Consider the following 24,359-nt stretch of genomic DNA (forward strand, 5'->3'; position numbering starts at 1 on the left):
ACATATATTTGGCTGCCCAATGAATTTTTTATGCCTCAGTTTCTAACTGAGCCAGCTTTTCTTAGTCTAAACTCCAGCTTTTAGTAATTTAGTCATTAGTCATTAGTCATTAGTTATCAGTAGCAGACTAAAAGCTGAAGGTCGATCTAATTTGCAGCTTTCAAAAAAGTCAAATTCGGTGAATTGTGGCGCGGATCACACACGTTTTTGAGAAAGGCGATTAGGGTCAGTATATATATTTTTTGTTTGGCCCTCGCTTGGATATTTTATCAGACAAGCGAGCGCGGCTCGGTATTGTCGATCTATTTGTAAAATATCGGTCAAATCTAAGGCGATCGCTCCTTAGTTAAAAAAGCCGTTTCTGAAGCCAACGCACCTAGTACCAGACTGCTGGATACTCTACCCACTTTGAAATTTAAAACGGAGTCCTATGCAACCAAAGCCTAACCTTAACCTATACTCATCCTTGGCGAATCTCCCCTGGCTGAAGAAAAGCTACACTGCCAAAATTATGGTGGTTGCATTTTTAGGCACGCACGTTCCTTTGCTAACCTTAATGGTCTGGTTTCTTACGTCAAACGCTTACTCTGTAGAGACATCAGTCCGGGTTCTACTGATTGCTTTGCTGGCGACATTAGCGGGTACGGCAGCAACGCTTTCTACGCTACGCTACCTCCTGGTTCCGGTAATCTTAACCTCGGAGGCTCTACAAAACTACCTCGATACAAGAACATTGCCTAACTTACCCACAGAGTTTGCTGATGAAGTCGGTACGCTGATGGCAAATTCCTCACAAACGCTTTACAAACTAGATGAATTGATTGATTACATTACCCACTACGATGAACTGACTGGATTGCCAAATCGTGACTTATTCTGCGATCGCCTGAATCAAACCCGATCTCAAAATCAGTCACCCTTGGTCGCAGTGCTGGTATTGGGTATCGATGATTTCACAGGGATGCGCCATGCGTTGGAGCCTGGGATATGCGACTTACTAATTAGAGCCATTTCCCAACGGGTGGTACAGTGCATGGATCGGTCAGATGTCTTGGCGCGTTTGGGCGACGGTGAGTTTGCGATCGCTCGCAGCGAACTCCCCTCGCTGGAGAGTGTGGTCAAGCTATCCCAACTGCTGCTGAGTACGCTGACCAAACCTTTCTCTATCAATGGCAACCCGATCCACATCTCCGCCAGTCTTGGCATTACATTGAACCATCTAGAAAATACGAATTCTGTAGAGAAACTTCTTCAGCAAGCCGACTTCGCACTTCATCAGGCAAAGCAGCAAGGGCGGAGTCACTATCAGTTTTATTCACCCGAAATGAACGTTCACTTACAGGAGCGACTGGCCCTAGAAAATAGCCTGCGCGGAGCGCTGGAGCGTAACGAACTACTGGTTTACTATCAACCGCTGATCGACCTGCACAGCGGACAGGTGACAGGAACGGAGGCGCTGGTTCGCTGGCAGCATTCTACAGAGGGTTTGGTCCCTCCGGTAAAATTTATTCCGATCGCCGAAGCCAATGGCGAGATCGTGCCCATTGGTGAATGGATCTTGCGAACGGCTTGCGCTCAAACCCGTAGCTGGCAACTGGCTGGGCTGCCATCGCTGCGGATTTCGGTGAATCTGTCGGCTCGACAATTTGAGCAGGGGAATCTGGTTGAGATGGTTCGCCAAATTTTGGCCCAGACGGAACTCGAAGCTGCGTATTTAGAACTGGAAGTGACTGAAACTGCCTTGATGACTGACATCGATCGATCGGTCAAAATCTTAACGCAACTGCGAGAACTTGGCGTGTCCCTCGCCCTAGACGACTTTGGCACAGGTTATTCTTCCCTCAACTACCTGCAACGGTTTCCGGTTAATATGCTCAAGATCGATCGATCCTTTGTCAAAGATGTACTGTCTAACCCGGACAGCGCCACCGTTACTGATGCCATCATTGCTTTGGCAAAAAGTCTGCGGTTAACGATCACCGCAGAAGGCATTGAAACCAAGGAGCAGCGTGACTACCTGCAAGCGCGAGGCTGCCATGAAGGTCAAGGGTTTTACTTCAGTCGCCCTGCTAACGCTGATACAATCACCAAACTGCTAAATGAGTCGTTTCAGTCTGATGCAGCATCTATCGCTCTTGCCACCCACTTTTAAGCTGCACCATTGGCTTTCACTGGGAGTGCGATTGTAAACTCAGTACCCATGCCTGCGGTTGAGTTGACGGCGATCGTTCCCCCGTGTTTTTCCGTCCATGATTGTATAACAACCAATCTCTCCAAACAGCCACCCCGATTATGCTCTCAAAGTTAAACGTAAAGCGCTCTCGTTTTTAGATTCCTGACTTCTCCAAGAAGTCGGGAATCTGGGTATGCTGTTTTTTAGGCGTTGACAAAAACAGAAGATGTAAGCTGACTTAGACTTACACCCTGCACGATTCCCAAATAATTACTGCCCGACTTAATCGCCGTAGAAGCGATGCTTGCACCTGCATCCAACTGCAAACTCACAGCTTCAAAAGTCAAGTTGGCAAATCCCATACCGTCAGTCAAACCAATATTATCCCCGATCGCAAAATCGGCAATCACATCCGCACCAATTAAAGTAGCCGAAGCAGACAAACCTCCTGCTAAAATAAACGTATCATTTCCGCCGCCGCCCGTCAGCATATCTTGCCCGCGATCGCCCGCCAACAAATCGTCGCTGTTACCGCCAACCAAGACATCATCTTCTTTGCCACCACGGATAGTATTGTTACCCTCAGATCCGATTAGTCGATCGTTATCGTTATTGCCGCTGATAAAATCATTGCCAACACCGCCATCAATTGAATCCGACTCTTTGCCGCCCGATAAACTGTCATTGCCGCCTGCGCCATTAATTGTATCCGCACCTTGCATTCCATTAATGCTATCAACACCTTCTCCCCCGGTGATATTGTCTTTGCCGGAAAGGGCAAAAATTGGCAATCCCGCAGCACTTGTCGGTATTTGACTATCGGCACTATCTGATAGGAAATAATTGCCGCCGCTGGCTGTATTTTTGGGTGCTGTCGTCGGGCTGCCGTCCCCTATAGCATTGGGTATGGGCGAAGTAATCGATACCGATGTGTTGGGAGTTGGTGTGGGAGTTGGTGTGGGTGTCGGTGCCGGTGCGGGATTGACACTACCGTCAAGAGAAGTCGCAAAAACTTGCGTCCAATAGTGATTCCAATTTTCTGTGCCAGTATCGTCAGCTAAGAAATAGTAACCGATGCCAATTTCTTTGAGATTAGGGTTAAGAATGTTAGCGCGGTGGCCGCTGCTGTTCATCCAAGATGATACAACTTGTTCGGGTGTAGAAGATCCGGCAGCAATGTTTTCTGCTGCCGCTGAGAATTGATAGCCCGTTGCAGAAATCCGACTTCCTAATGACGAACCATCTTTTCCGGTATGCGAAAAGAAGTCTTGCAGTGCCATATTTTGGCTGTGATTTTCCGCCGCATTTAGTAACTGAGTATTTAAGTTTAGCGGGAAAAAACCTAATTTAGTTCGTTCTAGGTTCGTAAGTTCTAAAACTCTATAAATAAAGTTTTGATTAATTGGAGTTGGTGCGACTTGAGAGACCGATCGCTCTCCTGTTAAAATGTCCAATGACTGAGAACCTGAATTTTGTAGTTGTTCAAGCATGGGGATGATCGAGAGTTTTAAGACTGGGTTTGGCTGGTAGATGGCTTACCGTCTTAACGATAGTTTCCCCGATCGCTAGCTGGCTGGGTACAATTCAATAATTGTCTTCGTCCCTGCTGCTGCTTTATCTATTTTGATTATAGCTGTTGTCAAAGTGCGGATGTCAAGAGCCCGGCTTTGGTTGGGAAAGGGAAAAGTGCGATCGACTTTAAGGAGAGTTTAAAAGGAATTTGCGATCGCCATTGACATCAATACAATTTTAGATTTTAGATTTTAGATTTTAGATTTTTCCTGATTAGTAAGGTTTGCACCTTCCACCCAGCCCGCTGGCTGGCTAGAAACCCGGTTTCTACGAGTTTTGCAGACAAAAACGAGCAATATAGGAAGAAACCGGGTTTCTGAATTATGTGTGCGATCGCAAGCTAAGTTTTTAGTAGAATCCTCACAAAAAATTCTAAATTAATTCAAAATTCACAACCGCGCAGGGTTGTTCGGGATCACAAAAGCAATCTCAAGATTTCAAACTATTTTCTTGTCCGACTTTAGCCTCCTGAGCAACTTGCTCAACCTCATCTTTGGCGAGAATTTCCAAAGCTGTCTGTGCTTCTGCACCGCCCAACCGCCCCAAAGCTTGGGCGACTCTGTAACGGATCTGCCAATCTGCATTGGAAGCGTAGGGAAGCAGCAGCGGCAGCGCCCGTTTATCTCCCAATTCACCTAATGCGCTGATCGCAATGGTTTGGATCAATTCGTTTTCAGAATTCAGGGCATTTTCTAACATCGGAAAGGCTTTCGGATCTCCCATTTCTCCCAAAGCCGCGACGATGCTCAGTTGCACCAGCCATTCAGAGGTATTGCTATAAACTTGCTGCAAATCTTCTAAAGCATCGGTTAATTTCAATGCGCCCAAAGCATCGGCGGCTGCTGCTTGCACGTCGGGTTCGGGGTCGTTGTTCAGGCTGTTTCGCAGTACCTCTAAAGCGTTCGGCAGATTCTGCGTGCCGAGGGTTGATAATTGGCTGACTGCTGCGTAGCGAACCCGGACGTTTTTATCGCCGATCGCAATTTGAATCAGTTTATAGGCGATCGCGGGTTCTAGTTGGCGCAGTTGGTTGACTGCTCGCAGTCTTTCGCCAAAATCCTCGGAATTCAGCAATTGTTCGACAGACTCAGGGGTAATGCTCATTCGATTTTAAATTTGATAATTGGTAATTGGTAATTCGGAAGAAGGAAGAGGGAAGAAGAAGGAAGAAAAAAAATAGCTTTGCGTGTATTCCTGACTTCCTTGTCGTCAACCTCGGTAATTGTTAATTGCAAAAAGTCAGCGAGATTGACAGAGCGATCGACTGGTTTTCTGATACAGTCCTGGAACTGCAACAATTAATTTAAGATTCGGCAGCCATTGAGCGAATAATATCTCCCCTAGTGAGGATGCCGATTACTTTGCCCGCAGTATCGACCACTGGCAATCGGTGGATGCTGCGATCGTGCATCAGTTTGGCAGCTTCTTGGACAGATTTGTCGGGCCCGATGGTAACTGGTTCTTTACTCATGGCTTCTCCTACTGTTTGTCCTAAAGCCTTGTGCAGATCTCGCTCGTAACGAGATGGATTTTCTAAGTAAATCACGCTGTCGAGCACCATAATGTAAGCGGGCGGAGTTACGCCGGTTTCCCGCCACATCAAGTCGGTTTCGGAGATGACTCCTACCAACAAGTCATTCTCATCTACGACGGGAAGACCGCTAATGCGTCGATCGGCTAAAATTTTAATCGCTTCGTTCAAGGGCATTTCGGGTCGCGCCAAAATCGGCTCGCGGCTCATTACATCGGCTACTGTTTTTGGCATGATTAGCGGTTGATTGAGTTGTTGCTCTAAATCGATCATATAGGGAAAGCGTGACACAGACTGAAGAAAGGCAGCTCTGCTGAAGGGATTCGTTAGAAGGTAGAAGAAAGGAAAAAGTTTGAATGCCAGAATTTTGCTATTTTTTTCGATCGCACTATAAAATTCTGCCGTTTGCCTCCCTCCAGCGGGCGATCGACCTGACAATATTGTTAAGATATATTAAAGAGCGGATAAATCCTTACCAATGCCAGAATCTCCAGCCCGAGAACCAGACTCCCAACCAGAAGCGCGCTGTGTATTGGTTTGCCAGTATCTATCTTGCCTGAAAAATGGTTCAGCAGCAGTGCTAGCTGCTTTTGAAGCTCAACAAGTTGCCGGGGTGAAAGTGGAGGCCTGTAGTTGTCAGGGACAGTGCACCACTGGCCCGACTGTACGAGTTACCCCGGACGAAATTTGGTATTGTCGAGTTAAACCGAGTGATGTACCGTTAATTGTGGAAGAACACTTCAAAGAGGGAAAACCTCTAGAAGCGCTTTTCAATCCGAGAATTCATGCGCGTTATTATTATTAATATTGACTTGATTCGGTGAAACTTCCAAGCTCTGGCGCATCTAATTTTAATAGTTATCGTTAAGGAACTGCCACTTTGAAAATCCAAGGAATTGCGCTTAGTTTATTAGTGCTGGTGCTGGGGCGTCCGTCGGCGGTTGTGGCTCAAACGTCGGCGGTTGCTGGGGATATTTGTCCTGGGGAATTGGGGGCACAAGTAGATGCGATCGCCAATCGTCCCGAATTTAGCCGAGCCCGCTGGGGCATTTTGATTCAACCTCTATCTTCTACTACTACTCTCTACAGCCGCGACGCCCAAAAATATTTTATTCCAGCATCAAATGCCAAGCTGCTAACTACAGCCGCTGCTTTGCAGAAACTAGGTGCAGATTTTAGGATTAAGACATCGGTTTACAGTGGCGAAAATGGAAGTTTGTACGTTGCAGGCAGGGGAGATCCGAGCATTGCTGAGGCTCAGTTGAAATCTTTGGCGCAGCAGTTGAAGCAGCGGGGAATCAGTCAAGTTAACCAGTTGATTGGCGATGACAGCTATTTTCAAGGCAGTGCAGTTAATCCGAATTGGGAATGGGAAGACGCGCAAGCTGGCTACGGAGCGCCGATTAACAGTTTAATTTTCAATCAAAACGCGATCGACCTTCTCTTGTCCCCACAGGCAATCGGGCAACCTCTGAAAGTTACTTTTGCCGAACCAAAGCTGGCAAATCAGTGGCAACTTCAGAACAATTCAGTAACAGTCGCCCAAAGCGAATCTGAGTTTATTGATGTTGGCAGGGAGTTCGATCGACCTATAATTCGAGTGAGCGGACAGTTGAAAGTTGGTGGCGAACCTGAATCAGCTTATGTGGCAGTTGTCAACCCCGCTAATAATTTTTTGCAGTATTTTCAACAAGCCCTGGCGACTGAGGGAATTCCTGTTAAACAGGCTTTAGTTGCCTCGGCTTCGGGCAATTTAAATCAAGAATTAGCGACGGTTGAATCGCCGCCGCTGGCGGAATTGGTGAGAGAAACTAATCGCGAAAGCAACAATCTCTATGCAGAAGTTTTATTGAGATTGTTGGGAAAAGTTACAGACAAGATGCCCCAGCAGCAAGAGGATACAGGTGAAATGGGTTTGAAAGAGTTAAAAACCGCTTTAACTCAATTAGGAGTAAATCCAAACAGCTACATATTAGCCGACGGTTCGGGACTTTCCCGCCACAATTTAATTAGCCCAGAAGCCTTGGTGCAAACTTTGAGATTTATGGCCAATTCACCTGCTGCATCGATTTACCGCCAGTCACTGCCGATCGCTGGCGAGAGCGGTACTTTGAAAAATCGCTTTAATACTACACCAAACCGCGTAAATTTGCAAGCAAAAACAGGAACTATGACCGGAGTTTCGGCGCTGTCGGGATATATAGAAGTTCCGAATTACGAGCCGCTGGTGTTTAGCATTATCGTCAATCAATCTGACATATCGACTGCAAAAATGCGATCGGCAACGGACGAAATTGTGCTATTATTGAATCGCCTGCGCCGCTGTTAAAACAGTACATTTAAGGTAAAAAACGTGCGTTCAGTAATTACGCCTAAAAAACCGGACACCCAACCACCCTACAAGTTTTAAGTTTCATTAGATTGCAGCCACGGGGATCGAAAAGCAGCTACAATAAAAGTAGAAAAATTAACAGCATTGGGCCGTTTTAGCCTGCTACCAGTCGGCGGGTTCTGTACTTCCCGAAAATAAGTCTAACTTTCCAACTATGAATTCTTTCGATTCCGAACAGCAACACATTTTTGTCGAAACCAATAACATCCGCCTGCACTGCGTTTCTCAAGGAGAAGGCGATCTCGTTCTCCTCCTGCATGGGTTTCCAGAGTTTTGGTACTCTTGGCGTCATCAAATTCCTGCTTTAGCGCGTCATTTTAAGGTTGTGGTGCCGGATTTGCGGGGCTACAACGATTCCGACAAGCCGGAAAGCGGTTATGATTTAGATACGCTGAGTGCGGATATTCGCGGTTTGATTGCGAGCCTCGGTTATACAAAAGCTCACGTTGTAGGTCATGATTGGGGAGGGGCGATTGCGTGGCACTTAGCTCAAAAATTCCCCGAACAACTCAACCGCTTGGCAATTTTAAACGCTCCGCACCCGCAGCGATTCGTGCAGGAAATGGCGAGCAATTTAGATCAAATCCGCCGCAGTTGGTACGTTTTGGCGTTTCAGGTTCCCGGCATTCCGGAATGGTTGATCCGGCAAAACTTGAAAGATTTTGTGCACAATGTTTTCCAAGGACAAGCTGTTCGCAAAGGATCTTTTAGTGCGGAGGAAACTAAGATTTATCAGACTGCTTTAGAAAAGCCGGGAGTATTAGCTGCCGCTATCAATTATTACCGCCAGATGTTTCACCCGCAGAGGCTTTGGAATTTGGGGCAGAAATTAGAACCTGTGACAGTGCCTACTTTGGTGCTTTGGGGAGAAGAAGATGCGTTTTTGAGCCACAAACTTGTAGAAGGTTTAGACAGATTAATTACTGCTCCGTTTAAGTTGAAATTAGTTCCTCACTGCGGTCACTGGATTCAGCAGGAAGCGCCGCAAACGGTGAATCGAGAATTGCTGAGTTTTCTGAGAAATTCTTCTCGTTCTGTGGCTTTGGCATAGAAGGTTTTAAACATTGCAAATTAAAACCCGGTTTTACAGCTAAACCGGGTTTTAATCTGTCTAGGGATAGATTTTTTTTAGGGTGCGTCGTGCCTAGAGTTTCTGGATTACCAGAGAATTCAAGCTAGGTGACGCACCCTACTTATTTATTAGTCCCAGAGCAAATTTTCTTGGATCAGCAGTGCAATCATCGCTGTTCTGGAACAAACACCGAGTTTGATAAAAATCCGCCTCACGTAAGTAGCAACCGTCCAGTGACTGATATTTAAATTTTTGGCAATACATTTGTTGGGCAGCCCTTGGGCTACTAATTGTGCGATCGCTCTTTCCCGTGGACTCAGGCTAATTTCCGGTTTGTAACTTTTGCTTTGCATACTTTTGCAATGAGGTAACGAGTTAAAATCTAATCAATTAAGGGTAGAATTCCGAGTTTTTCTCGAACTTCAGATAAAGGAGTTTCCCAATCAGATGCAACGTCCCAATTAATTAACCGAGTGGCTAATTTTCCGTGTTTTAAGCCTTTGATAATTTGTCCGATGGCGCATTTGCCGCCGATCAGTCCAACTAACACTAAAATCGCACAAGAAGGACGAAATACTTGAGCGCGAGTAAACGCTTGAAGTACCAATTCATCTTCTGTTGAAGCTGAAAGACCGGTCAGCACGTGCCAAACGTCGTGGTTTCGCTGAATCCAGTCTCCCGATGCGATCGGCTCAAAGCCTTGTTCGTCTAGAAATCGCGCCACTTCGCACCCTAATGTTCCTGTTGGCAGTTGGCGCAATTTTGCCAAGTCTATTTCAAAGTGTCGATCGCTCTCAATTTGAGGATTAATTGTTTGAGCCATCTTTAATATAACTCCTAATTGACCGTCAGCCATAATTTATTATCCCTTCAACAATGATTTAAGTTTCGAGCAAATTAATTTGTGTTTGTCAATTTCATTTTTGCGCTGAATCAAGACGACTTTTTTTACCGACTCAACTTAGAAAGCTTACTTTCTGTCACAGTAATTGGCTTTCAGGAGCTTTTACATTTCTTTACAAACAGGCTCAGAGGTGAAATCTGCCAGTTTCCCAAATCTGGCTAGTGTTACTTGCGGCAACTTGACCCACCCGGAAGTAGCCGTAAAATCCACAGTATCTAGCGGTGATTTGAACTCCTTTACTTACGTATATAAATTTATTCTGCTGCTAATTATTGGAACCTGCAATGAGTCAGAAGTTGAAGCTTGCAAGGCCAGTGATGCAGGTACATACAAGTGAAGAGAACGGAAGGGAGCTGAAGCAAGGTGAAGTTATGCAGAGTTGATGCCGGGGATAGTCCGCACGCAGGGCCAGACGAGTGCGCTGTCGCTCAAATTAGTGTCACTCATTTGAGCGACTGGTGAAGTATTTGGCTGCTAGCTATAATAAAGTATAAATTGTATAAATTCTTAAAAAGTATTGCCATGAAACGACTGAATATTTGGTTTTATGCAGGAGTTATGTCCTTAATTTGGTGCGGCGGTGCTGCTAGCGCTACCACTTATGTTAATCCCAACGGTAAAACTACTTTAAACCTGTCAGAAAAAGGGAACAATCGCAGCAGTTTTTACTTGACCAAAGTAGGCAATCGGGAATTTTTGGGCAATATTCAAATTACCCGTTCCGAAGGAGCAGCAGGCTCTTATTATTACAATGGGACTTTCAAAGACAGTGCGACCGGCCCTGGCAGAAAAATTGTTTGTTCTGGAGATATTGCCATTGTCAGGCGTCAAGTTGGAAGAAGCAGCCAATTGGGAGCCGAAGTTACTTGGAAGGTGAAAGCAGGAGAAAATTGTCCTTCTATTGGCCAGACATTTAAAGTAAATTTAGTCGAAGCTTTACCGCGTCCTAATGCAAGTGGCGACTATACTTCTAGCAATGCTAATACTTGGTCGAGTCAAACAAATGGTTTTGTAACTTGGCCTGCTTGGCGTGTCACCTCGCGAGATGGACAACTCAACTGCCGCAAGACCGCAAACGGAGCAATTCAACAAGTTTACCGGGCGGATAAAGATACAGTTGCTGCTGAACTCAGAGGAGCAAATGCTATTACGATGGCGAACGGTCAACCCTGGTTGCTGACAAGACAAGGCTGTTATGTGCGCGCTAATTCTCAATACATTCAGCCCGTTTCTATGCCGCAGTAAGTGACAAAAGTAATAAATAAGCTGCTGCTTATCTCAAAGCCTTACTTCTTAAATAAAGAAGTCATGCTGCGGGGTGTTCTCTTGTTTTAAGTTGTTATAATTAAAACTTGATTTGCGATTTAGTGACCCAGCAGCATAGCTTCTTCTGCCAAATCTTGGCTTTCAATAACCTTTGGTTCCTTTAGGATAAAAACACAAAGGAAGCACACAATTACAGCAGCAATTCCGAGTAGCTCAAAGAAGCTGCGGTTGCCTGCCACTGTTTGGGGCAGAAAGCTATAAATAGTCGCATAAATTACAGATCCGACACTGCCGTAAGCACCGATATTGCCGGCAATTTGACCAGTTACTTCTCGTTTAATTAAGGAGGCGATGCCAAAAGTTGCACCTGCTGCGGCGAAGACAAAGAAGGCACATAACATGGTCATGATAATTACAATTGCTAAATGCCAGTTGGTGCTAATTTGGCTCATAATTAAATACCCCAATCCCACTCCGCCCGTCATGACTGTCAGCGTCCACTTGCGGCTGCCGATTTTATCAGAAATTAAGCCTCCCGCTGGACGGCTGACCAAGTTCATCAGCGGATAGGTAGCAGCTAGGGGCCCGGCGATCGCATGATTTATATTGAAGGTGTGTTCAAAAAATTCCGGTAACATGGAAACCACAGCGAGCTCTGAACCAAAGCTGACTGCATAAGCTAATTCTAATACGAATACTTGGCTGATTTTATAGCGTTCTTGAGGTGGGTAATGTTTTTGACCGGTGACAACTTCTCGGTTAACTTCCCAGGCTTTGTAAGCCTGAATTAAATACAGTGCTGTCAAACTAATCCAAATAGCGTACATCACATTTGCAGTCAGAAAATTTGCTTTCTGCAACCGCCACACAATCAGAGCTAAGGCACCAAATAGAGGAATATTGGTCATCGACAGTGCCCAAAAGCTTTTAGCGCTGGTGACTTCCATTGCGCCGTTGCGGGCCGGGCGCTGATAGACTTTGCCGGGAGGAGTGTCTTGAACGTTGCAGTAAAAAATGACTCCGAAAACTGCTGTGGCAATCCCAGTAAGGGCGATCGCCAGCCGCCAATTTGTGTGTCCGACTGAGAGAAAAGCTGTTCCTGCCGCGATCGCCGGTAACGCTGCTTCTGCGGCAAAAGAGCCAAAGTTGCCCCATCCTCCATAGATACCTTGAGCGAAGCCGATATCTTTTGGGGGAAACCATTCGGCAACTAAGCGAATGCCAACCACGAATCCAGCGCCGACAATTCCCATTGCCAAACGGCTCAAAACCAACTGATTAAAGTTTTGGGCAAAGGCGAATGCCAGAGTCGGAAATGCTGCATACACCAGGAGTGAAGAGAAGGTGATGCGAGGCCCGAAGCGATCGAGCAACATCCCGATAATAATACGTGCAGGAATTGCGAAAGCTAGGTTGGACAGACTGATGATTCTGGCTTGCCCAACTGTCAGTCCCAAATCGTGCTGCACCGTTGTGCTGAAGGGTGCGTAGTTGAACCACACTACGAAAGTTAAGAAAAAAGCAAACCAACTTAGGTTCAGAATCCGAAAAGGTCCTCTGAACGATAAAAGCCCTTGAAGCATATATAACAACTTGTCCTAATAAATAATACAGATTATTAATTTCGAGTTGACTTTCTAACTGTTTGGGGTCACGGTTTATTTACTTTCGCGCTTTTATCCGTTGCGTTCCAATTCAAGTGGATGTCCAGAGGAAAAATTGTATACAAAGTTACTATTTATCCTCAAAACGCCAGTTAGCGCATCGAATTGATGCGGCTATTGCATTTAAGTCTAAATTTAGTAATAAATACTTATTGCGTTAAAAATCAAAAAAATGTATATTTGAATACAGAAATAAAATTTATTATAAAAACAGGTAAGTAAAAATGCTTGTACGCTTAACCGAAACAGAAACCCAGCAAGGCGATCGCCACTCAATCAGTGCCATGAACAACGGATTAAAGGTTAAATCAAGAGTTTTTAGTTTCCTGACAGTATGTGTAGCAATGGCTGGATGCTTGGGAACTGCTTCTGGGGCGATCGCCCAGGAAGCTCAACCGCAAGTAAAAGCACAGGCGATCGAGCAATCCAATCAGCAGCCAGTCAACAGCACGACAAGTCAACCTAATGCTGTGCCTCAAATCGATGCCGCAGCGCAAGAAGAAATTGCTCAGATGTTGCTGGGATTTATCTATTTTGTGTTGCCAGTGGGTGTAGGCTTAACTATTTTTCTGCACGACAAATATGCTCAGAAGCGCTCTGCTGCTCTCAACCAGCAGATAGAAGTTTTAGAGATTTCCTTTCACCAAACTCCTCAACATTAAACAACGTGGTGAAATACTCTTATTTTAGAACCCCGGCTTCGTCGAAGAAGTCGGGGTTATTTGTATTCTCTCAAATGCTTTACCCCTACATCTTATAAAAACAGAATAAACAGAGCCCCGACTTCTTTAAAAAGTCGGGGCTCTAACAGCTATCGGATTTATTGACTAAAAGATTTAGATTTCTTCCAAATCCTCTACATCTTCTACATTGTCTAGATCTTCTACATTGTCTAGATCTTCTGCATCCTCATCCTCATTGTCAACAGGGGCAACAGAATTAGCAGAAACCACAGCACCCGTCTCAAGTTTCTTTTTAACTAGCTGCTCAATTTCATTTTTGAAGTCGGCATTTTTCTCCATGTGTTGGATCACTTTGTCTCGTCCTTGAGCTATGTTCTCGCCGTTATAGCTATACCAAGAACCTTTTTTGATAATTACTCCCATTTCGTCGGCCAAGTCAGTCAGACAGCCTAAAGTAGAAATGCCTTTGCCAAATACAATGTCAAATTCGGCAATGCGGAAAGGCGGAGCAACTTTATTTTTAGCAACTTTAACTTTCGTGCGGTTGCCGTACTCTTCTGTGCCTTTTTTCAAGGTTTGAATCCGGCGGATATCGAGCCGCACGCTGGCGTAGAATTTAAGGGCGTTACCGCCAGTTGTGGTTTCGGGGTTGCCGTAAGTTACGCCGATTTTCTGCCGCAATTGGTTGAGGAAGATGACGGTACAGCCGGATTTGCCGATATTACCGGTGATTTTCCGCAAAGCTTGACTCATCAAGCGCGCTTGCAAACCCATGTGAGAGTCGCCCATGTCGCCTTCGATTTCGGCGCGGGGGACGAGGGCGGCTACGGAGTCAATTACTACGATATCGACGGCGACGGAACGCACGAGTTGATCGACAATTTCTAGGCCCATTTCGCCGGTATCCGGCTGGGAAACTAATAGATTTTCAATATCGACGCCTAAAGCTGAGGCGTAGGTGGGATCGAGGGCGTGTTCGGCATCGACGAAGGCTGCGATACCGCCGGATTTTTGGACTTCGGCGATCGCGTGGAGGGCTAGAGTCGTTTTACCGGAACTTTCCGGGCCGTAAATTTCAATGACTCGGCCTTTTGGCAAACCGCCGCCCAAAGCAATGTCCAGTGTCAGAGCTCCGGTGGGAATGGTTTCTACCCTCATGCGAGTGGAGTCTCCCAATCGGACGATCGCCCCTTTGCCAAAGCTGCGCTCGATTTGGGAGAGTACGGAACTTAAAGCTTTTTGCTTTTCTGAGTTTTCAGTGGAAGTTTTTATAGACGTTTCTTTTTTTGCCATTTGCGGTATGCGGGTAGCCCCCTTGCGGAGCTTGTTGATTAACTGTACAACACGTATGTTAGCAGTTATTTTTGGGGTCTGGAGGTTCTGGAAGGATCTGGTTGAAGATTCTTGATTTTCGAGGTGGTTGAGCCTGAGCCAGCTTTCACAAGGCACTGATGTAGAGGTATTCGGCATCCGGCAGAGGGTAGAATGATCGTCTGTTGGGGGCTGTACGGGGTATCGATCGCTCTCGGAGTGAGGTTTAAGATGGTCTACAGTTCCAAATTCCGTGAAGCGTAGCTATCCCGGAGGGAATCGCCACAATTAGGACAAGCATGGGATCTACAACACATCAAGACACATCTGTTAATACCAAAAATTCCCGCTGGCTGATGAACTTATTGGCGATGGGCATTTTACTTGGTATCGGATTTCGGTTTTTTGAGATCGATCGCAAACTGTACTGGCACGACGAAGCTTACACATCAATCCGCGCCGCTGGTTTCACCCGCCAAGAAATCGACGACGAACTATTCCAAAACCGCATTGTTCCCGCACCCGAATTGCAAAAATATCAGAGGATTAAACCCGGAAGTACAGAAGCAGACACAATTCGTTCTTTAGCACTAGAAGACCCGCAGCATCCGCCTTTATACTTTCTCGTGGCTCGTTGGTGGATGCAGCAATTTGGCAGTTCTCTCACAGCATCTCGCAGTTTGCCAGCAATATTGAGTTTGCTGTCGCTGCCTTTGATGTACGCTTTAGCTCAGGAACTTTTCGCCTCGAATTTGGCTGCGTTATTAGCGACAGCACTTTTGGCTTTATCTCCCTTTGACATCTTGTTTGCTCAGACAGCAAGGCAGTACAGTTTGCTGACAGCCACAGTTATTGGCAGCAGTTGGCTGCTGCTGAGAGCAGTGCGGTTGCGGGGTTGGCAAAATTGGGTATTATACTCGCTGGCGATCGCGCTTGGTTTCTACACTCACCCTTTCTTCAGTTTAACACTCATTGGACACGGAGTTTTTATAATTTCTTACTGGTTCTTTGTCAAAAAAACAAAATTGCCAGGTCACGTAACTAATTCCCAATTTTTCTTAGCAGTAACAGCAGCTTTAATATTGTATATCCCCTGGATTTACGTGCTGGCGACCAACCTGGAACGTGCCTCCTCTACGACAGATTGGACGCGAGTATCTCCGGGTTGGCTGTATCTTGTCAAATTGTGGACACTCAGCTTTACAGCCTTATTTTTTGACTTCGACTTCGGGTTTGATAATATTTGGACTTATCTATTGAGATTGCCATTTTTGCTGTTAATGGCTGCAGCCCTTTACACAATCTGCCGCCGCACAAGCAATTCAACTTGGCTGTTTATTGTAACATCAATTTTGGTACCGTTTTTGATACTGGCATTACCGGATCTAATCCTAGGTGGCAAACGTTCCGCCGTCAGCCGCTATCTGATTTCCTGCTTTCCCGGAGTGCAGCTAGCAGTTGCTTACTTGCTCGCCAGTAACGTGAAAACTCAGCAGCGGTTTTGGCAAGTCATTTTAGCCTTGGTATTTACAGCAAGTGTAGCCTCTTGTACAGTTAGCGCTTTTTCTGATACTTGGTGGAGCAAAGACTTGAGCTATTTTAATGCTGAAGTTGCGAAAATTATTAACAAAGAGGCGATAGCTAATCGGTCGATTAAAGATACAATTGTAATTAGCGATCGCGGCAACGATTTTACTAACATGGGAGATTTGCTGTCTCTGAGTTATTTGCTTGACAAAGACGTGAGGCTGATGCTGCTGAGCCAGTCGCCAGATATGGAAATGCTGAACAAATATTCGGCTCCCCTGGTGTTCCGCCCTTCGGAAAAATTGCGAGCGGCACTCAAGCAAAATCAACGCCGCTTAGAGCCAATTTTGCAGTATGCCAGACTTTTTCGAGCGCGGCGAGCTTCTTAGAGCAGATTGACAGAAATCGAAGCTCCTCCCCGGTAGGGTACGTCAGTCGATTTTAGATTTTAGATTTTAAATTTTAGATTTATTCCACAGATGAATCTGGGTGATTAAACTTTGGTCTAAAATTTTGGGAGATTCACGACAGGAGTAGGTGGCACAGTATCGGTTTTTGGGCGGGGTCAGAAAAAACTGTTTTAGTTGTCTCAACTATTGGGGCTGACACACCCTACATCATCAGCAATAATTATTTGAATACTTAGGATAAAACGCAATGCAAGAGTTAAATAATTCATCTTCCGAATCGGCGCAGAAGTTTCGCAATCTTCAGACAGAATTACGCGAACGTTGGCGAGCGATAGAAGAATTCGACAGCGGAGATTGTGACATTATTATCATTCCTTCTGTCAGCTTAGATCAGCAAGAAATGCGGAAAATTGAGGGTGCTTACCACTACGAAGAGCGACATTTATTTTCATTTATTCGCCTCCGAAATCCCCGCACGCGCTTAATTTACATTACCTCGGAACCCTTGCACCCGATGATTGTAGATTATTACCTGCAATTGTTGCCGGGAATTCCATTTTCTCACGCGCGCGATCGGCTTTTGCTCTTTAGTGCTTACGATGCTTCTGCCAAATCCCTCACCCAGAAAATTTTAGAGCGCCCCCGCTTGATGGAGCGCATTCGTCAAGCAGTGCGCCCGACAAAATCTTATATGGTTTGTTATAACTCGACGCCCTTAGAACGCGAGTTATCTGTTAAATTGGGGATTCCTTTGTGGGCCAGCGATCCCGATCTGCTATATTGGGGAACAAAAAGCGGCAGCAGGCAAATTTTCCAAGAATGTGGCGTGCCTTATCCTGACGGTTCCGAGTTGGTTTGGAATGCGGAAGATTTAGCAGAAGCTGCCGCTCAATTGTGGGAACGGCAGCCGGATTTGCAGCGGATGGTAATTAAGTTAAATGAAGGTTTTTCGGGGGAAGGAAATGCACTTCTAGATCTGCGTTCTCTGGCAAGTAAAGCGCCTCAAGAAAGAGCGAAGGCAATTGGGGATTGCTTCCATAATTTGCGCTTTCAATCCACAGGCGAAACCTGGGAAAATTTTAGCAGCCGCATTCCCGAATTAGGGGCAATTGCCGAAGCATTTATCGAAGGAGAAGAAAAGTTCTCGCCCAGTGTTCAAGGCCGAATTATTCCCAGCGGCGAAGTAGAAATCCTCTCCACTCACGACCAGATTTTAGGAGGTCCAGACGGCCAAATTTTCTTGGGTTGCCGATTTCCGGCGGACGAATCTTACCGGCTGGGGTTGCAAGAATTGGGATGGAAAGTTGGGCAAAACTTAGCTAAAAAAGGCGCTTTAGAGAGATTTGGAGTAGATTTTCTTGCTGTAAAGCAATGCGATGGGAAATGGGATATTCAAGCAATAGAAATTAACTTACGAAAAGGAGGCACAACTCATCCGTTTATGGCTTTGAAGCTGTTAACAAACGGTCGGTACGATCGTACTACCGGATTATTTTACAGCCAGCAGGGCCGTCCGAAATATTATGTCGCTTCGGACAATTTGAAAAAAGAGCGCTATCGGGGATTATTACCGAACGATTTGATGGATATTATTGCTGACAATCAACTGCACTTTGACAGCGGTACAGAGACGGGCAGTGTGTTTCATTTAATGGGTTGTTTGTCGGAGTTTGGCAAATTGGGATTGACGAGTATCGGCAATTCGCAGCAAGAAGCTGAGGAGATGTATAACAAAGTTGTGAAAGTGCTCGATCGCGAAACGTCAGGCAATTTGAGATTTGAGATTTGAGATTTGAGATTTGAGATTTGATCCAGTCAGTCAGCTTAGGTCCCCGGCTTCTTGAAGAAGTCGGGGATCTAATATCCCTCGCGTTTTGTATAGCAACCGACAAGACGATTAGGATGTTCTTAATCACCGAAACCCTTGCTCTTATTGAATTTGCCTTCTTCCTTCCGTTAGAGCTAATTTTTAGCGGGATAAAGGGGCGTGGGGTCGATCGAACCTGTGCGGTTGAGTGGCCAAAAACGCACAATTGCCCTACCGATGATATTTTGCTTGGGTACAAAGCCCCAGTAATGACTGTCACAGCTTGCGTTGCGGTTGTCGCCGAGTACCAAGTAAGAATTTGGAGCTACAACTACAGGTCCGTAGGGATACTGCGGAATTTCTTCAATATATTTTTCCTGTAGCGGCTGCTTGTTAATAAAAACTTTTCCGTCTTTGACTTCCACACTGTCCCCTGGAAGTCCGATCACTCGCTTGATATAGGCATCTTTGATCGGTGGCGGCTGTCCCGTGCACAAACTAGCCGGGTCAGGAGGCATAAATACGATAATATCTCCTCGCTGGGGCTCTTGGAATCGATAGCTTACCTTATCTATAATTAATCGATCGTTAATTTGTAAGGTTGGGAGCATCGAGCCGGTGGGGATGTAGCGTGCTTCGGCAACCAGGGTGCGGATACCAAAGGCTAAAAATGCTGCTAGGCCGATCGTCTTAATTCCTTCGATCCAAGGATTTTCGGTGTCTTGCGGAGGTTTTTCGTCGGCTGACTTGTCTAGACGAGTCATAGGGTATTGTAGTGACTGAGCTGGATACGAATTATAAACTTAATAATGCTTCCATGCTAGCACGCTGTTTACTCAATTAATGATATCTTATGACTCCCAAATCAAGTTTGTTAATCCGTCGCGCTCGCATTCTTTTGCCCAATGGTGAGTTTTTGGTAGGAGATGTGCAAATTTGCGATGGCCAAATTGTAAAGGTTGCTGCTGAAATTGTCGAATCGGGCGATCGAGAAATAGATGCGAAAGGCTTAACTCTGTTACCCGGAGTAATTGATCCCCAGGTACACTTCCGGGAACCGGGTTTAGAACACAAGGAAGACTTATTTACCGCTAGCTGTGCTTGCGCTAAAGGCGGCGTGACATCGTTTCTGGAAATGCCGAATACGCGACCTCTGACCACAACTCAAGCTGCCTTAGATGATAAACTAAGTCGCGCTGCCGAGAAGTGTTTGGTTAATTACGGCTTTTTTATTGGTGCAACGCCCGAGAATTTGCCGGATTTGTTGAATGCGACTCCGACTCCGGGAATTAAGGTGTTTATGGGTTCGATGCACGGGCAGCTTTTGGTGGATGGAGAAGCAACTTTAGAGGCGATTTTTGCCAAGGGCGATCGACTGATTGCCGTGCACGCAGAAGACCAAGCTAGAATCAATCAGAGGCGTCAGGAATTTGCCGGGATTTCCGATGTTGCCGTGCACTCGCAAATTCAAGACAATCAAGCAGCTTTATTAGCAACTCAGCTAGCATTAAAACTTTCTAAGAAATATCAGCGGCGTCTGCACATTCTGCACCTTTCAACCGGGGATGAAGCTGAGTTTTTGCGCCAGGAAAAACCGAGCTGGGTGACAGCAGAAGTTACGCCGCAGCATTTGTTGTTAAATACCAGCGCCTATCAAAAAATTGGCAGTTTAGCTCAGATGAATCCGCCTTTGCGCGAACCCCGCGATAACGAAATACTTTGGCAAGCTTTACTCGACGGAGTAATCGATTTTATCGCCACCGACCACGCGCCACATACATTAGCAGAAAAAGCTCAAGATTATCCGAATACGCCGTCTGGAATGCCGGGAGTCGAAACTTCTTTGCCTTTGATGCTGACGCAAGCAGTAGAGGGAAGATGTACAGTGGCGCAAGTTGCTAATTGGATGTCGGCGGCCGTTGCTAAGGCTTATAAGATTCCTAACAAAGGGGCGATTGCTCCGGGTTTTGATGCCGATTTAGTATTAGTAGATTTGGATAATTATCGACCCGTCGTGCGAGAAGAAATGGTAACAAAGTGCGGCTGGAGTCCCTTTGAAGGTTGGAATTTAACTGGATGGCCTGTGGTCACGGTTGTGGGAGGAAAAGTTGTTTTTGAGAAGGGTAAATTGGATACAACGCTTAGGGGAAAAGCCTTGACATTTGACGCTGAATAAGCCTCTATTCAGGTCAAGTGTTATAATTGGGTATTCCCGCTCGCAAAGGCGATTTTACCCCTGCTTCTCCAAGAACTAGAAACACAACTCCTGGCCTTAACTCCGACTGATAAAGCTGAAGCCATACGGCTTTTAACCCAAAGTTTAAACAATAGCTGGCCAGGAATTACCAAAACTCCCGACGTGTGTGGCGGGGATGCTTGCATTGCCAAAACTCGCATCCCAGTTTGGCTGCTTGAAAGTTTTCGCCGTGAAAGTTCAAGCGATGCTGAACTTCTACAATTTTATCCCCATCTCAGCGCGGCCGATCTAGTCAATGTTTGGACTTATGCTGATGCACATCTGGAGGAAATCGAAGAAGCAATCTGCAAGAATGAGGAAGCTTGAGTCATGCTTAATTTGTATGCAGACGAACAATTTCCTTTGCCCGTTGTGCAATTGCTCCGGGCTTTTGGTTACAATATTCTGACTGTTCAGGAAGCAGGAAAAGCAGGACTTGGGATTCCCGATCCAGAGGTGCTAGCATTTGCTATAAGCTAAAGATAGAGCTGTTTTGACATTAAATCGGTTTGATTTTATCGGACTTCACAACCGACAGCCAGACCACTCTGGTATTATTGTTTGTACCAAAAATCGGAATGTAGAAATGTTGGCAATAGCATCAATGATGCTATTGCTGGTGAAGAAACTTTGAGAGGCAAATTGATTCGTGTCAACCGTCCGCAGTAAGTACGCGCGAGCGAAGCTATCTTCCCGCAGGGGTTAGGTGAAGGGTAGGAAATCGCCATTTCTTAACCCTGTAATTGCCAATCCAATAACTCGCCATTACCAATTACTTCAAGTTGCCGCCCGTTATCTAGATAACTCAAAGAAATTTGCAAATAATTTTCTGGTGTGTACTGCAATCTTTCCGCCCATTCGATCGCCACAATTCCCAAATCCATTTCTAACCCGTCCCAATAACTTTCTAAGTGCAAAGCCTCCACTTCTTCGGGTTCTAGTCGATACAAATCTAGATGATACAGTGGAACTCGTCCTCCAAAATACTCGTTAATCAGCGTAAAAGTAGGGCTCTCAATCGAGTCCGAGATTCCTAAACCTTCAGCGATACCTTGAACCAAGGTAGTTTTGCCAGCACCTAAATCTCCTTGTAATAAGATTACAGTGCCAGCGGGGAGCGATCGACCTAACGCAACACCAAACTTGCGCGTAGCCTCAGAATCGGGAAGCAAAGTTTTCATTTTAATAATTAGTCATTAGTCATTTGTTATTTGTTATTTGTTACTCGCTGGCGGTGGCTAATAACCAATAACCAATAATATTAGTCAACAGTCAACAGTCAACAGTTAACAATCACCAGCTTAAATGTTCTGGGCGCGGCCGTACCAACGCAGCAACATCCCCGCCAACCTTTGAGAATTGTGGCGAATTAAACCCGTATTTTCATCTTCATCCATGACATTGGCGATGACAACTCGGCGCCCCAATTGCGTCACGGCTTCTCGATCGAGCACAACCGGAAAAGAATTCTCCTGAGAATAGCGGATCAAAGCCTTTGCAGAAGGGACTTTTCCTTGAACTACTACAGCATCGAACAGCGGCCGGCCGCAAGCGCGGTCGATCGCCCGAATGTGGTCTGCAACACTGTATCCGTCAGTTTCCCCCGGCTGAGTCATAATATTGCAAACATAAATGCGCGGAACTTCGCTGTTGGCGATCGCATCAGCAATTTCCGGTACCAACAAATTCGGAATGACACTCGTATAAAGACTCCCCGGCCCAATAATAATAAAATCCGCTTCCCGAAGACCTTCCACAGCCCTAGGTAATGCCGGAGGATTAGCAGGATTACAGCCTATTTTGAGGATTTTCCCGTTAGCTTTTGTAATGCTGGACTCCCCCTCAATCCTGCGGCCATCAGCGAGTTCGGCCCACAAAGAAACATCGCTCAGAGTAGCCGGCAGCACCTCTCCCCTCACAGCTAAAACTTTAGAACTCGCCGCGATCGCCTGTTCCAAATCTCCAGCAATATCGCTCATCGCCGTCAAAAACAAATTCCCAAAACTGTGACCCATTAAACCGTCACCAGCCCGGAAACGATATTGAAATAACTCAGTCAATAACTTTTCCTCATCTGCCAAAGCAGCCAAACAATTGCGAATGTCTCCCGGCGGCAATACCCCAATTTCCCGCCGCAGTCGCCCGGAAGACCCGCCATCATCCGCCACCGTGACAATAGCAGTGATTTTTGCGCTGTAATCCTTCAATCCCCTGAGCAAATTAGAAAGGCCCGTACCGCCCCCTATTGCCACAATTTTTGGGCCGCGGTGCAAGCGGCGGTGGTTGAGGAGTCGATCGACCAGTTCCTCGTTGCCTTCGGGCATCAGCACTTGGGTAATAGAGTTCAAACTGCGAGTTTGTCCCCACAGAATTAACAAAATCCCGCCAGCAATGATGATCGGCCCCGACACGTAATTAGGAACAACTTCCGCAATCCACGCCAAAAAATTTCTCAACAATTGCAATAAGAAGAAAATGGGAGTCATCCCAGTCCAAATCGCTAAACCCAAAGTGGCAAGTACCACGCCGCTAGCACTAATCAGCAGCCACCGTTTCACTAACAGTCCGGGGGCTAACCACTTAAACCACTGGTGAACTCGCCCGTTCCGCAAAGAAGGGGGGTAAGGATTTCTGGATTGGGCAAAAACCTGCTTGGCTTTAGCCAAGACGCGGAGGGCTTTAGGAAGTGAACTAATTGACATGGTTAATTAGTCTTAAGGGTATTGGAACAGCTCGAGCTGACAAATTTACAATACAAGAGAGTTTTGATTCTGGCAGTCAATTTAAGTAATTAGTGATTAGTCATGAGTCATGAGTCATTAGGTAGACTGATGACTGAGGACTGATAACTTATTGATAACATCCTATGGCTGAGCCACTAATCGAACTCAAGGGGGTAAGTAAGTCCTTCGGCCAGAACCCGATCCTCGATCGAGTCGATCTGAGGATTTATCGGGGAGAGGCCCTGGCAATTATTGGCCCTTCCGGGACGGGGAAATCTACGATTCTGCGGATAATTGCGGGTTTGTTGGCCCCGGATGCCGGTGAGGTTTTTGTTCAGGGACAGCGCAGGGTCGGATGGGTGGACGACGTGGCAGATCCGATCGGAATTGGGATGGTTTTTCAGCAAGCGGCTTTGTTTGATTCGCTGACGGTGGAGGAGAATGTCGGTTTTTTACTTTACCAGCATTCTAAGCTGCCGCGCCGCCGCATTCGGGAATTGGTTGAGGAAAAGTTGGAGATGGTGGGTTTGCCGCGAATTGGCGAACGCTATCCGGCGCAGTTGTCTGGGGGAATGAGGAAGCGGGTAAGTTTTGCCCGCGCTATCATGGCGAATCCTGATAATGACAGGGATAATCCAGAGGTTTTGCTGTACGACGAACCGACGGCGGGTTTAGATCCGATTGCTTCGACGGTAATTGAAGATTTAATCCGCGACTTGCAGGCAGCCCAAGGTGTTTGCAGCACTTATGCGATCGTCACTCACCAAGACAGTACCATCCGCCGCACTGCCGATCGCATCGTGTTTCTTTATCAAGGCAAAGTGCAGTGGGAGGGAACCGTCAATGACATTGCATCGACAGATAATTTACTGATCAGACAATTTTTTAGCGGCAGTGTTACTGGGCCTATTCAAGCGCTTGGATAGTCATTAGTTATTAGTCATTAGTCATTAGTCATTAGTCATTAGTTATTAGTTATTAGTCATTAGTTATTAGTCATTAGTCATTAGTCAATACTTCGGACAGTTTTTAAGCAGCGAGAGTACCATAGGATAGGACTGACGGAAGGTTAGGGTGATTTAAAATTA

General features: G+C 46.0%; 23 protein-coding genes. 13 read left to right on the top strand and 10 right to left on the bottom strand.

Features of this window, described 5'->3' with window-relative positions; translation table 11 throughout:
* The first annotated feature begins 430 nt into the window (after window positions 1-430).
* Window positions 431-2,152: a bifunctional diguanylate cyclase/phosphodiesterase gene (locus QUA38_RS14010; RefSeq protein ID WP_333162679.1), complete on the top strand. Its 1,722-nt coding sequence runs from the start codon at window positions 431-433 to the stop codon at window positions 2,150-2,152.
* A 224-nt stretch (window positions 2,153-2,376) separates the two neighbouring features.
* Here QUA38_RS14010 and QUA38_RS14015 read toward each other — a convergent pair whose 3' ends face one another.
* The 3 genes from QUA38_RS14015 to QUA38_RS14025 form a co-directional block, all read right to left on the bottom strand.
* A complete protein-coding gene (locus QUA38_RS14015; RefSeq protein ID WP_333162681.1) occupies window positions 2,377-3,663 on the bottom strand; it encodes a CAP domain-containing protein in 1,287 nt (428 codons plus the stop codon).
* Between the two features lie 511 nt (window positions 3,664-4,174).
* Window positions 4,175-4,849, bottom strand: coding sequence for a phycobilisome degradation protein NblB (nblB, locus tag QUA38_RS14020; RefSeq protein ID WP_333162683.1), 675 nt, complete (start codon window positions 4,847-4,849; stop codon window positions 4,175-4,177).
* A 199-nt stretch (window positions 4,850-5,048) separates the two neighbouring features.
* Window positions 5,049-5,549, bottom strand: coding sequence for a CBS domain-containing protein (locus tag QUA38_RS14025; protein ID WP_333162685.1), 501 nt, complete (start codon window positions 5,547-5,549; stop codon window positions 5,049-5,051).
* 205 nt (window positions 5,550-5,754) lie between these two features.
* Between QUA38_RS14025 and QUA38_RS14030 the strand changes: the two genes are divergently transcribed.
* From QUA38_RS14030 to QUA38_RS14040, 3 genes are all read left to right on the top strand, one after another.
* Window positions 5,755-6,081, top strand: coding sequence for a (2Fe-2S) ferredoxin domain-containing protein (locus QUA38_RS14030; protein WP_333162687.1), 327 nt, complete (start codon window positions 5,755-5,757; stop codon window positions 6,079-6,081).
* Between the two features lie 81 nt (window positions 6,082-6,162).
* Window positions 6,163-7,605 (top strand): D-alanyl-D-alanine carboxypeptidase/D-alanyl-D-alanine endopeptidase, encoded by a 1,443-nt coding sequence (dacB, locus tag QUA38_RS14035; RefSeq protein WP_445305057.1) that lies wholly within the window; start codon window positions 6,163-6,165, stop codon window positions 7,603-7,605.
* Window positions 7,606-7,822: 217 nt separating this feature from the next.
* The gene (locus QUA38_RS14040; protein ID WP_333162691.1) at window positions 7,823-8,719 is read left to right on the top strand and encodes an alpha/beta hydrolase; all 897 of its coding nucleotides are present in this window, start codon (window positions 7,823-7,825) and stop codon (window positions 8,717-8,719) included.
* Window positions 8,720-8,868: 149 nt separating this feature from the next.
* On the opposite strand, the gene QUA38_RS14045 is transcribed toward QUA38_RS14040, so the two are convergent.
* Complete coding sequence (locus QUA38_RS14045; RefSeq protein ID WP_333036912.1) at window positions 8,869-9,093, bottom strand: helix-turn-helix transcriptional regulator; 225 nt, start codon at window positions 9,091-9,093, stop codon at window positions 8,869-8,871.
* Between the two features lie 29 nt (window positions 9,094-9,122).
* A complete protein-coding gene (locus QUA38_RS14050) occupies window positions 9,123-9,596 on the bottom strand; it encodes a Coq4 family protein (RefSeq protein ID WP_333099535.1) in 474 nt (157 codons plus the stop codon).
* A 570-nt stretch (window positions 9,597-10,166) separates the two neighbouring features.
* On the opposite strand from QUA38_RS14050, the gene QUA38_RS14055 reads away from it, so the two are divergent.
* The gene (locus tag QUA38_RS14055; RefSeq protein ID WP_333162693.1) at window positions 10,167-10,889 is read left to right on the top strand and encodes a hypothetical protein; all 723 of its coding nucleotides are present in this window, start codon (window positions 10,167-10,169) and stop codon (window positions 10,887-10,889) included.
* Window positions 10,890-11,008: 119 nt separating this feature from the next.
* On the opposite strand, the gene QUA38_RS14060 is transcribed toward QUA38_RS14055, so the two are convergent.
* Window positions 11,009-12,493, bottom strand: a complete 1,485-nt coding sequence (locus QUA38_RS14060; RefSeq protein WP_333162695.1) for a NarK family nitrate/nitrite MFS transporter — start codon at window positions 12,491-12,493, stop codon at window positions 11,009-11,011.
* A 305-nt stretch (window positions 12,494-12,798) separates the two neighbouring features.
* On the opposite strand from QUA38_RS14060, the gene QUA38_RS14065 reads away from it, so the two are divergent.
* The gene (locus QUA38_RS14065; protein ID WP_333162697.1) at window positions 12,799-13,236 is read left to right on the top strand and encodes a hypothetical protein; all 438 of its coding nucleotides are present in this window, start codon (window positions 12,799-12,801) and stop codon (window positions 13,234-13,236) included.
* Between the two features lie 174 nt (window positions 13,237-13,410).
* On the opposite strand, the gene recA is transcribed toward QUA38_RS14065, so the two are convergent.
* Window positions 13,411-14,550, bottom strand: a complete 1,140-nt coding sequence (gene recA / locus QUA38_RS14070; RefSeq protein WP_333162699.1) for a recombinase RecA — start codon at window positions 14,548-14,550, stop codon at window positions 13,411-13,413.
* 317 nt (window positions 14,551-14,867) lie between these two features.
* Here recA and QUA38_RS14075 point away from each other — a divergent pair, with 317 nt between their 5' ends.
* Both QUA38_RS14075 and QUA38_RS14080 read left to right on the top strand, forming a co-directional pair.
* Window positions 14,868-16,484 carry a glycosyltransferase family 39 protein gene (locus QUA38_RS14075; protein WP_333162701.1) on the top strand — a complete coding sequence of 539 codons (1,617 nt, stop codon included), beginning with the start codon at window positions 14,868-14,870 and terminating at the stop codon, window positions 16,482-16,484.
* A gap of 268 nt (window positions 16,485-16,752) precedes the next feature.
* Window positions 16,753-18,294 (top strand): peptide ligase PGM1-related protein, encoded by a 1,542-nt coding sequence (locus QUA38_RS14080; RefSeq protein ID WP_333162703.1) that lies wholly within the window; start codon window positions 16,753-16,755, stop codon window positions 18,292-18,294.
* A gap of 173 nt (window positions 18,295-18,467) precedes the next feature.
* On the opposite strand, the gene lepB is transcribed toward QUA38_RS14080, so the two are convergent.
* A complete protein-coding gene (lepB, locus tag QUA38_RS14085) occupies window positions 18,468-19,076 on the bottom strand; it encodes a signal peptidase I (protein ID WP_333162705.1) in 609 nt (202 codons plus the stop codon).
* Between the two features lie 89 nt (window positions 19,077-19,165).
* Here lepB and QUA38_RS14090 point away from each other — a divergent pair, with 89 nt between their 5' ends.
* The 4 genes from QUA38_RS14090 to QUA38_RS29360 are packed head-to-tail and all read left to right on the top strand — an operon-like array spanning window position 19,166 to window position 21,182.
* Window positions 19,166-20,488 carry a dihydroorotase gene (locus QUA38_RS14090; protein ID WP_333162707.1) on the top strand — a complete coding sequence of 441 codons (1,323 nt, stop codon included), beginning with the start codon at window positions 19,166-19,168 and terminating at the stop codon, window positions 20,486-20,488.
* A 60-nt stretch (window positions 20,489-20,548) separates the two neighbouring features.
* Window positions 20,549-20,875 (top strand): DUF433 domain-containing protein, encoded by a 327-nt coding sequence (locus tag QUA38_RS14095; RefSeq protein WP_333162715.1) that lies wholly within the window; start codon window positions 20,549-20,551, stop codon window positions 20,873-20,875.
* Window positions 20,876-20,878: 3 nt separating this feature from the next.
* Complete coding sequence (locus tag QUA38_RS29355) at window positions 20,879-21,028, top strand: DUF5615 family PIN-like protein (RefSeq protein WP_445305055.1); 150 nt, start codon at window positions 20,879-20,881, stop codon at window positions 21,026-21,028.
* A 13-nt stretch (window positions 21,029-21,041) separates the two neighbouring features.
* Window positions 21,042-21,182 carry a hypothetical protein gene (locus tag QUA38_RS29360; protein ID WP_445305056.1) on the top strand — a complete coding sequence of 47 codons (141 nt, stop codon included), beginning with the start codon at window positions 21,042-21,044 and terminating at the stop codon, window positions 21,180-21,182.
* Window positions 21,183-21,279: 97 nt separating this feature from the next.
* Here QUA38_RS29360 and tsaE read toward each other — a convergent pair whose 3' ends face one another.
* Together tsaE and QUA38_RS14110 are read right to left on the bottom strand one after the other, a co-directional pair.
* The gene (gene tsaE, locus QUA38_RS14105) at window positions 21,280-21,729 is read right to left on the bottom strand and encodes a tRNA (adenosine(37)-N6)-threonylcarbamoyltransferase complex ATPase subunit type 1 TsaE (protein ID WP_333162709.1); all 450 of its coding nucleotides are present in this window, start codon (window positions 21,727-21,729) and stop codon (window positions 21,280-21,282) included.
* Window positions 21,730-21,849: 120 nt separating this feature from the next.
* The gene (locus QUA38_RS14110) at window positions 21,850-23,250 is read right to left on the bottom strand and encodes a gluconeogenesis factor YvcK family protein (protein WP_333162711.1); all 1,401 of its coding nucleotides are present in this window, start codon (window positions 23,248-23,250) and stop codon (window positions 21,850-21,852) included.
* 164 nt (window positions 23,251-23,414) lie between these two features.
* On the opposite strand from QUA38_RS14110, the gene QUA38_RS14115 reads away from it, so the two are divergent.
* On the top strand, window positions 23,415-24,197 hold the full coding sequence (locus QUA38_RS14115) for an ATP-binding cassette domain-containing protein (RefSeq protein WP_333162713.1): 783 nt from the start codon (window positions 23,415-23,417) through the stop codon (window positions 24,195-24,197).
* Window positions 24,198-24,359: the final 162 nt, after the last annotated feature.

Source organism: Microcoleus sp. Pol12B4, from assembly GCF_036701385.1.
Classification (GTDB): Bacteria; Cyanobacteriota; Cyanobacteriia; order Cyanobacteriales; family Microcoleaceae; genus Microcoleus.

Coding starts and splice junctions, on each gene's coding strand:
- QUA38_RS14010 (WP_333162679.1), top strand. CDS start 431: ATGCAACCAAAGCCTAACCTTAACCTATACTCATCCTTGGCGAATCTC.
- QUA38_RS14015 (WP_333162681.1), bottom strand. CDS start 3,663: ATGCTTGAACAACTACAAAATTCAGGTTCTCAGTCATTGGACATTTTA.
- nblB (WP_333162683.1), bottom strand. CDS start 4,849: ATGAGCATTACCCCTGAGTCTGTCGAACAATTGCTGAATTCCGAGGAT.
- QUA38_RS14025 (WP_333162685.1), bottom strand. CDS start 5,549: ATGATCGATTTAGAGCAACAACTCAATCAACCGCTAATCATGCCAAAA.
- QUA38_RS14030 (WP_333162687.1), top strand. CDS start 5,755: ATGCCAGAATCTCCAGCCCGAGAACCAGACTCCCAACCAGAAGCGCGC.
- QUA38_RS14040 (WP_333162691.1), top strand. CDS start 7,823: ATGAATTCTTTCGATTCCGAACAGCAACACATTTTTGTCGAAACCAAT.
- QUA38_RS14045 (WP_333036912.1), bottom strand. CDS start 9,093: ATGCAAAGCAAAAGTTACAAACCGGAAATTAGCCTGAGTCCACGGGAA.
- QUA38_RS14050 (WP_333099535.1), bottom strand. CDS start 9,596: ATGGCTGACGGTCAATTAGGAGTTATATTAAAGATGGCTCAAACAATT.
- QUA38_RS14055 (WP_333162693.1), top strand. CDS start 10,167: ATGAAACGACTGAATATTTGGTTTTATGCAGGAGTTATGTCCTTAATT.
- QUA38_RS14060 (WP_333162695.1), bottom strand. CDS start 12,493: ATGCTTCAAGGGCTTTTATCGTTCAGAGGACCTTTTCGGATTCTGAAC.
- QUA38_RS14065 (WP_333162697.1), top strand. CDS start 12,799: ATGCTTGTACGCTTAACCGAAACAGAAACCCAGCAAGGCGATCGCCAC.
- recA (WP_333162699.1), bottom strand. CDS start 14,550: ATGGCAAAAAAAGAAACGTCTATAAAAACTTCCACTGAAAACTCAGAA.
- QUA38_RS14075 (WP_333162701.1), top strand. CDS start 14,868: ATGGGATCTACAACACATCAAGACACATCTGTTAATACCAAAAATTCC.
- QUA38_RS14080 (WP_333162703.1), top strand. CDS start 16,753: ATGCAAGAGTTAAATAATTCATCTTCCGAATCGGCGCAGAAGTTTCGC.
- lepB (WP_333162705.1), bottom strand. CDS start 19,076: ATGACTCGTCTAGACAAGTCAGCCGACGAAAAACCTCCGCAAGACACC.
- QUA38_RS14090 (WP_333162707.1), top strand. CDS start 19,166: ATGACTCCCAAATCAAGTTTGTTAATCCGTCGCGCTCGCATTCTTTTG.
- QUA38_RS29355 (WP_445305055.1), top strand. CDS start 20,879: ATGCTTAATTTGTATGCAGACGAACAATTTCCTTTGCCCGTTGTGCAA.
- tsaE (WP_333162709.1), bottom strand. CDS start 21,729: ATGAAAACTTTGCTTCCCGATTCTGAGGCTACGCGCAAGTTTGGTGTT.
- QUA38_RS14110 (WP_333162711.1), bottom strand. CDS start 23,250: ATGTCAATTAGTTCACTTCCTAAAGCCCTCCGCGTCTTGGCTAAAGCC.
- QUA38_RS14115 (WP_333162713.1), top strand. CDS start 23,415: ATGGCTGAGCCACTAATCGAACTCAAGGGGGTAAGTAAGTCCTTCGGC.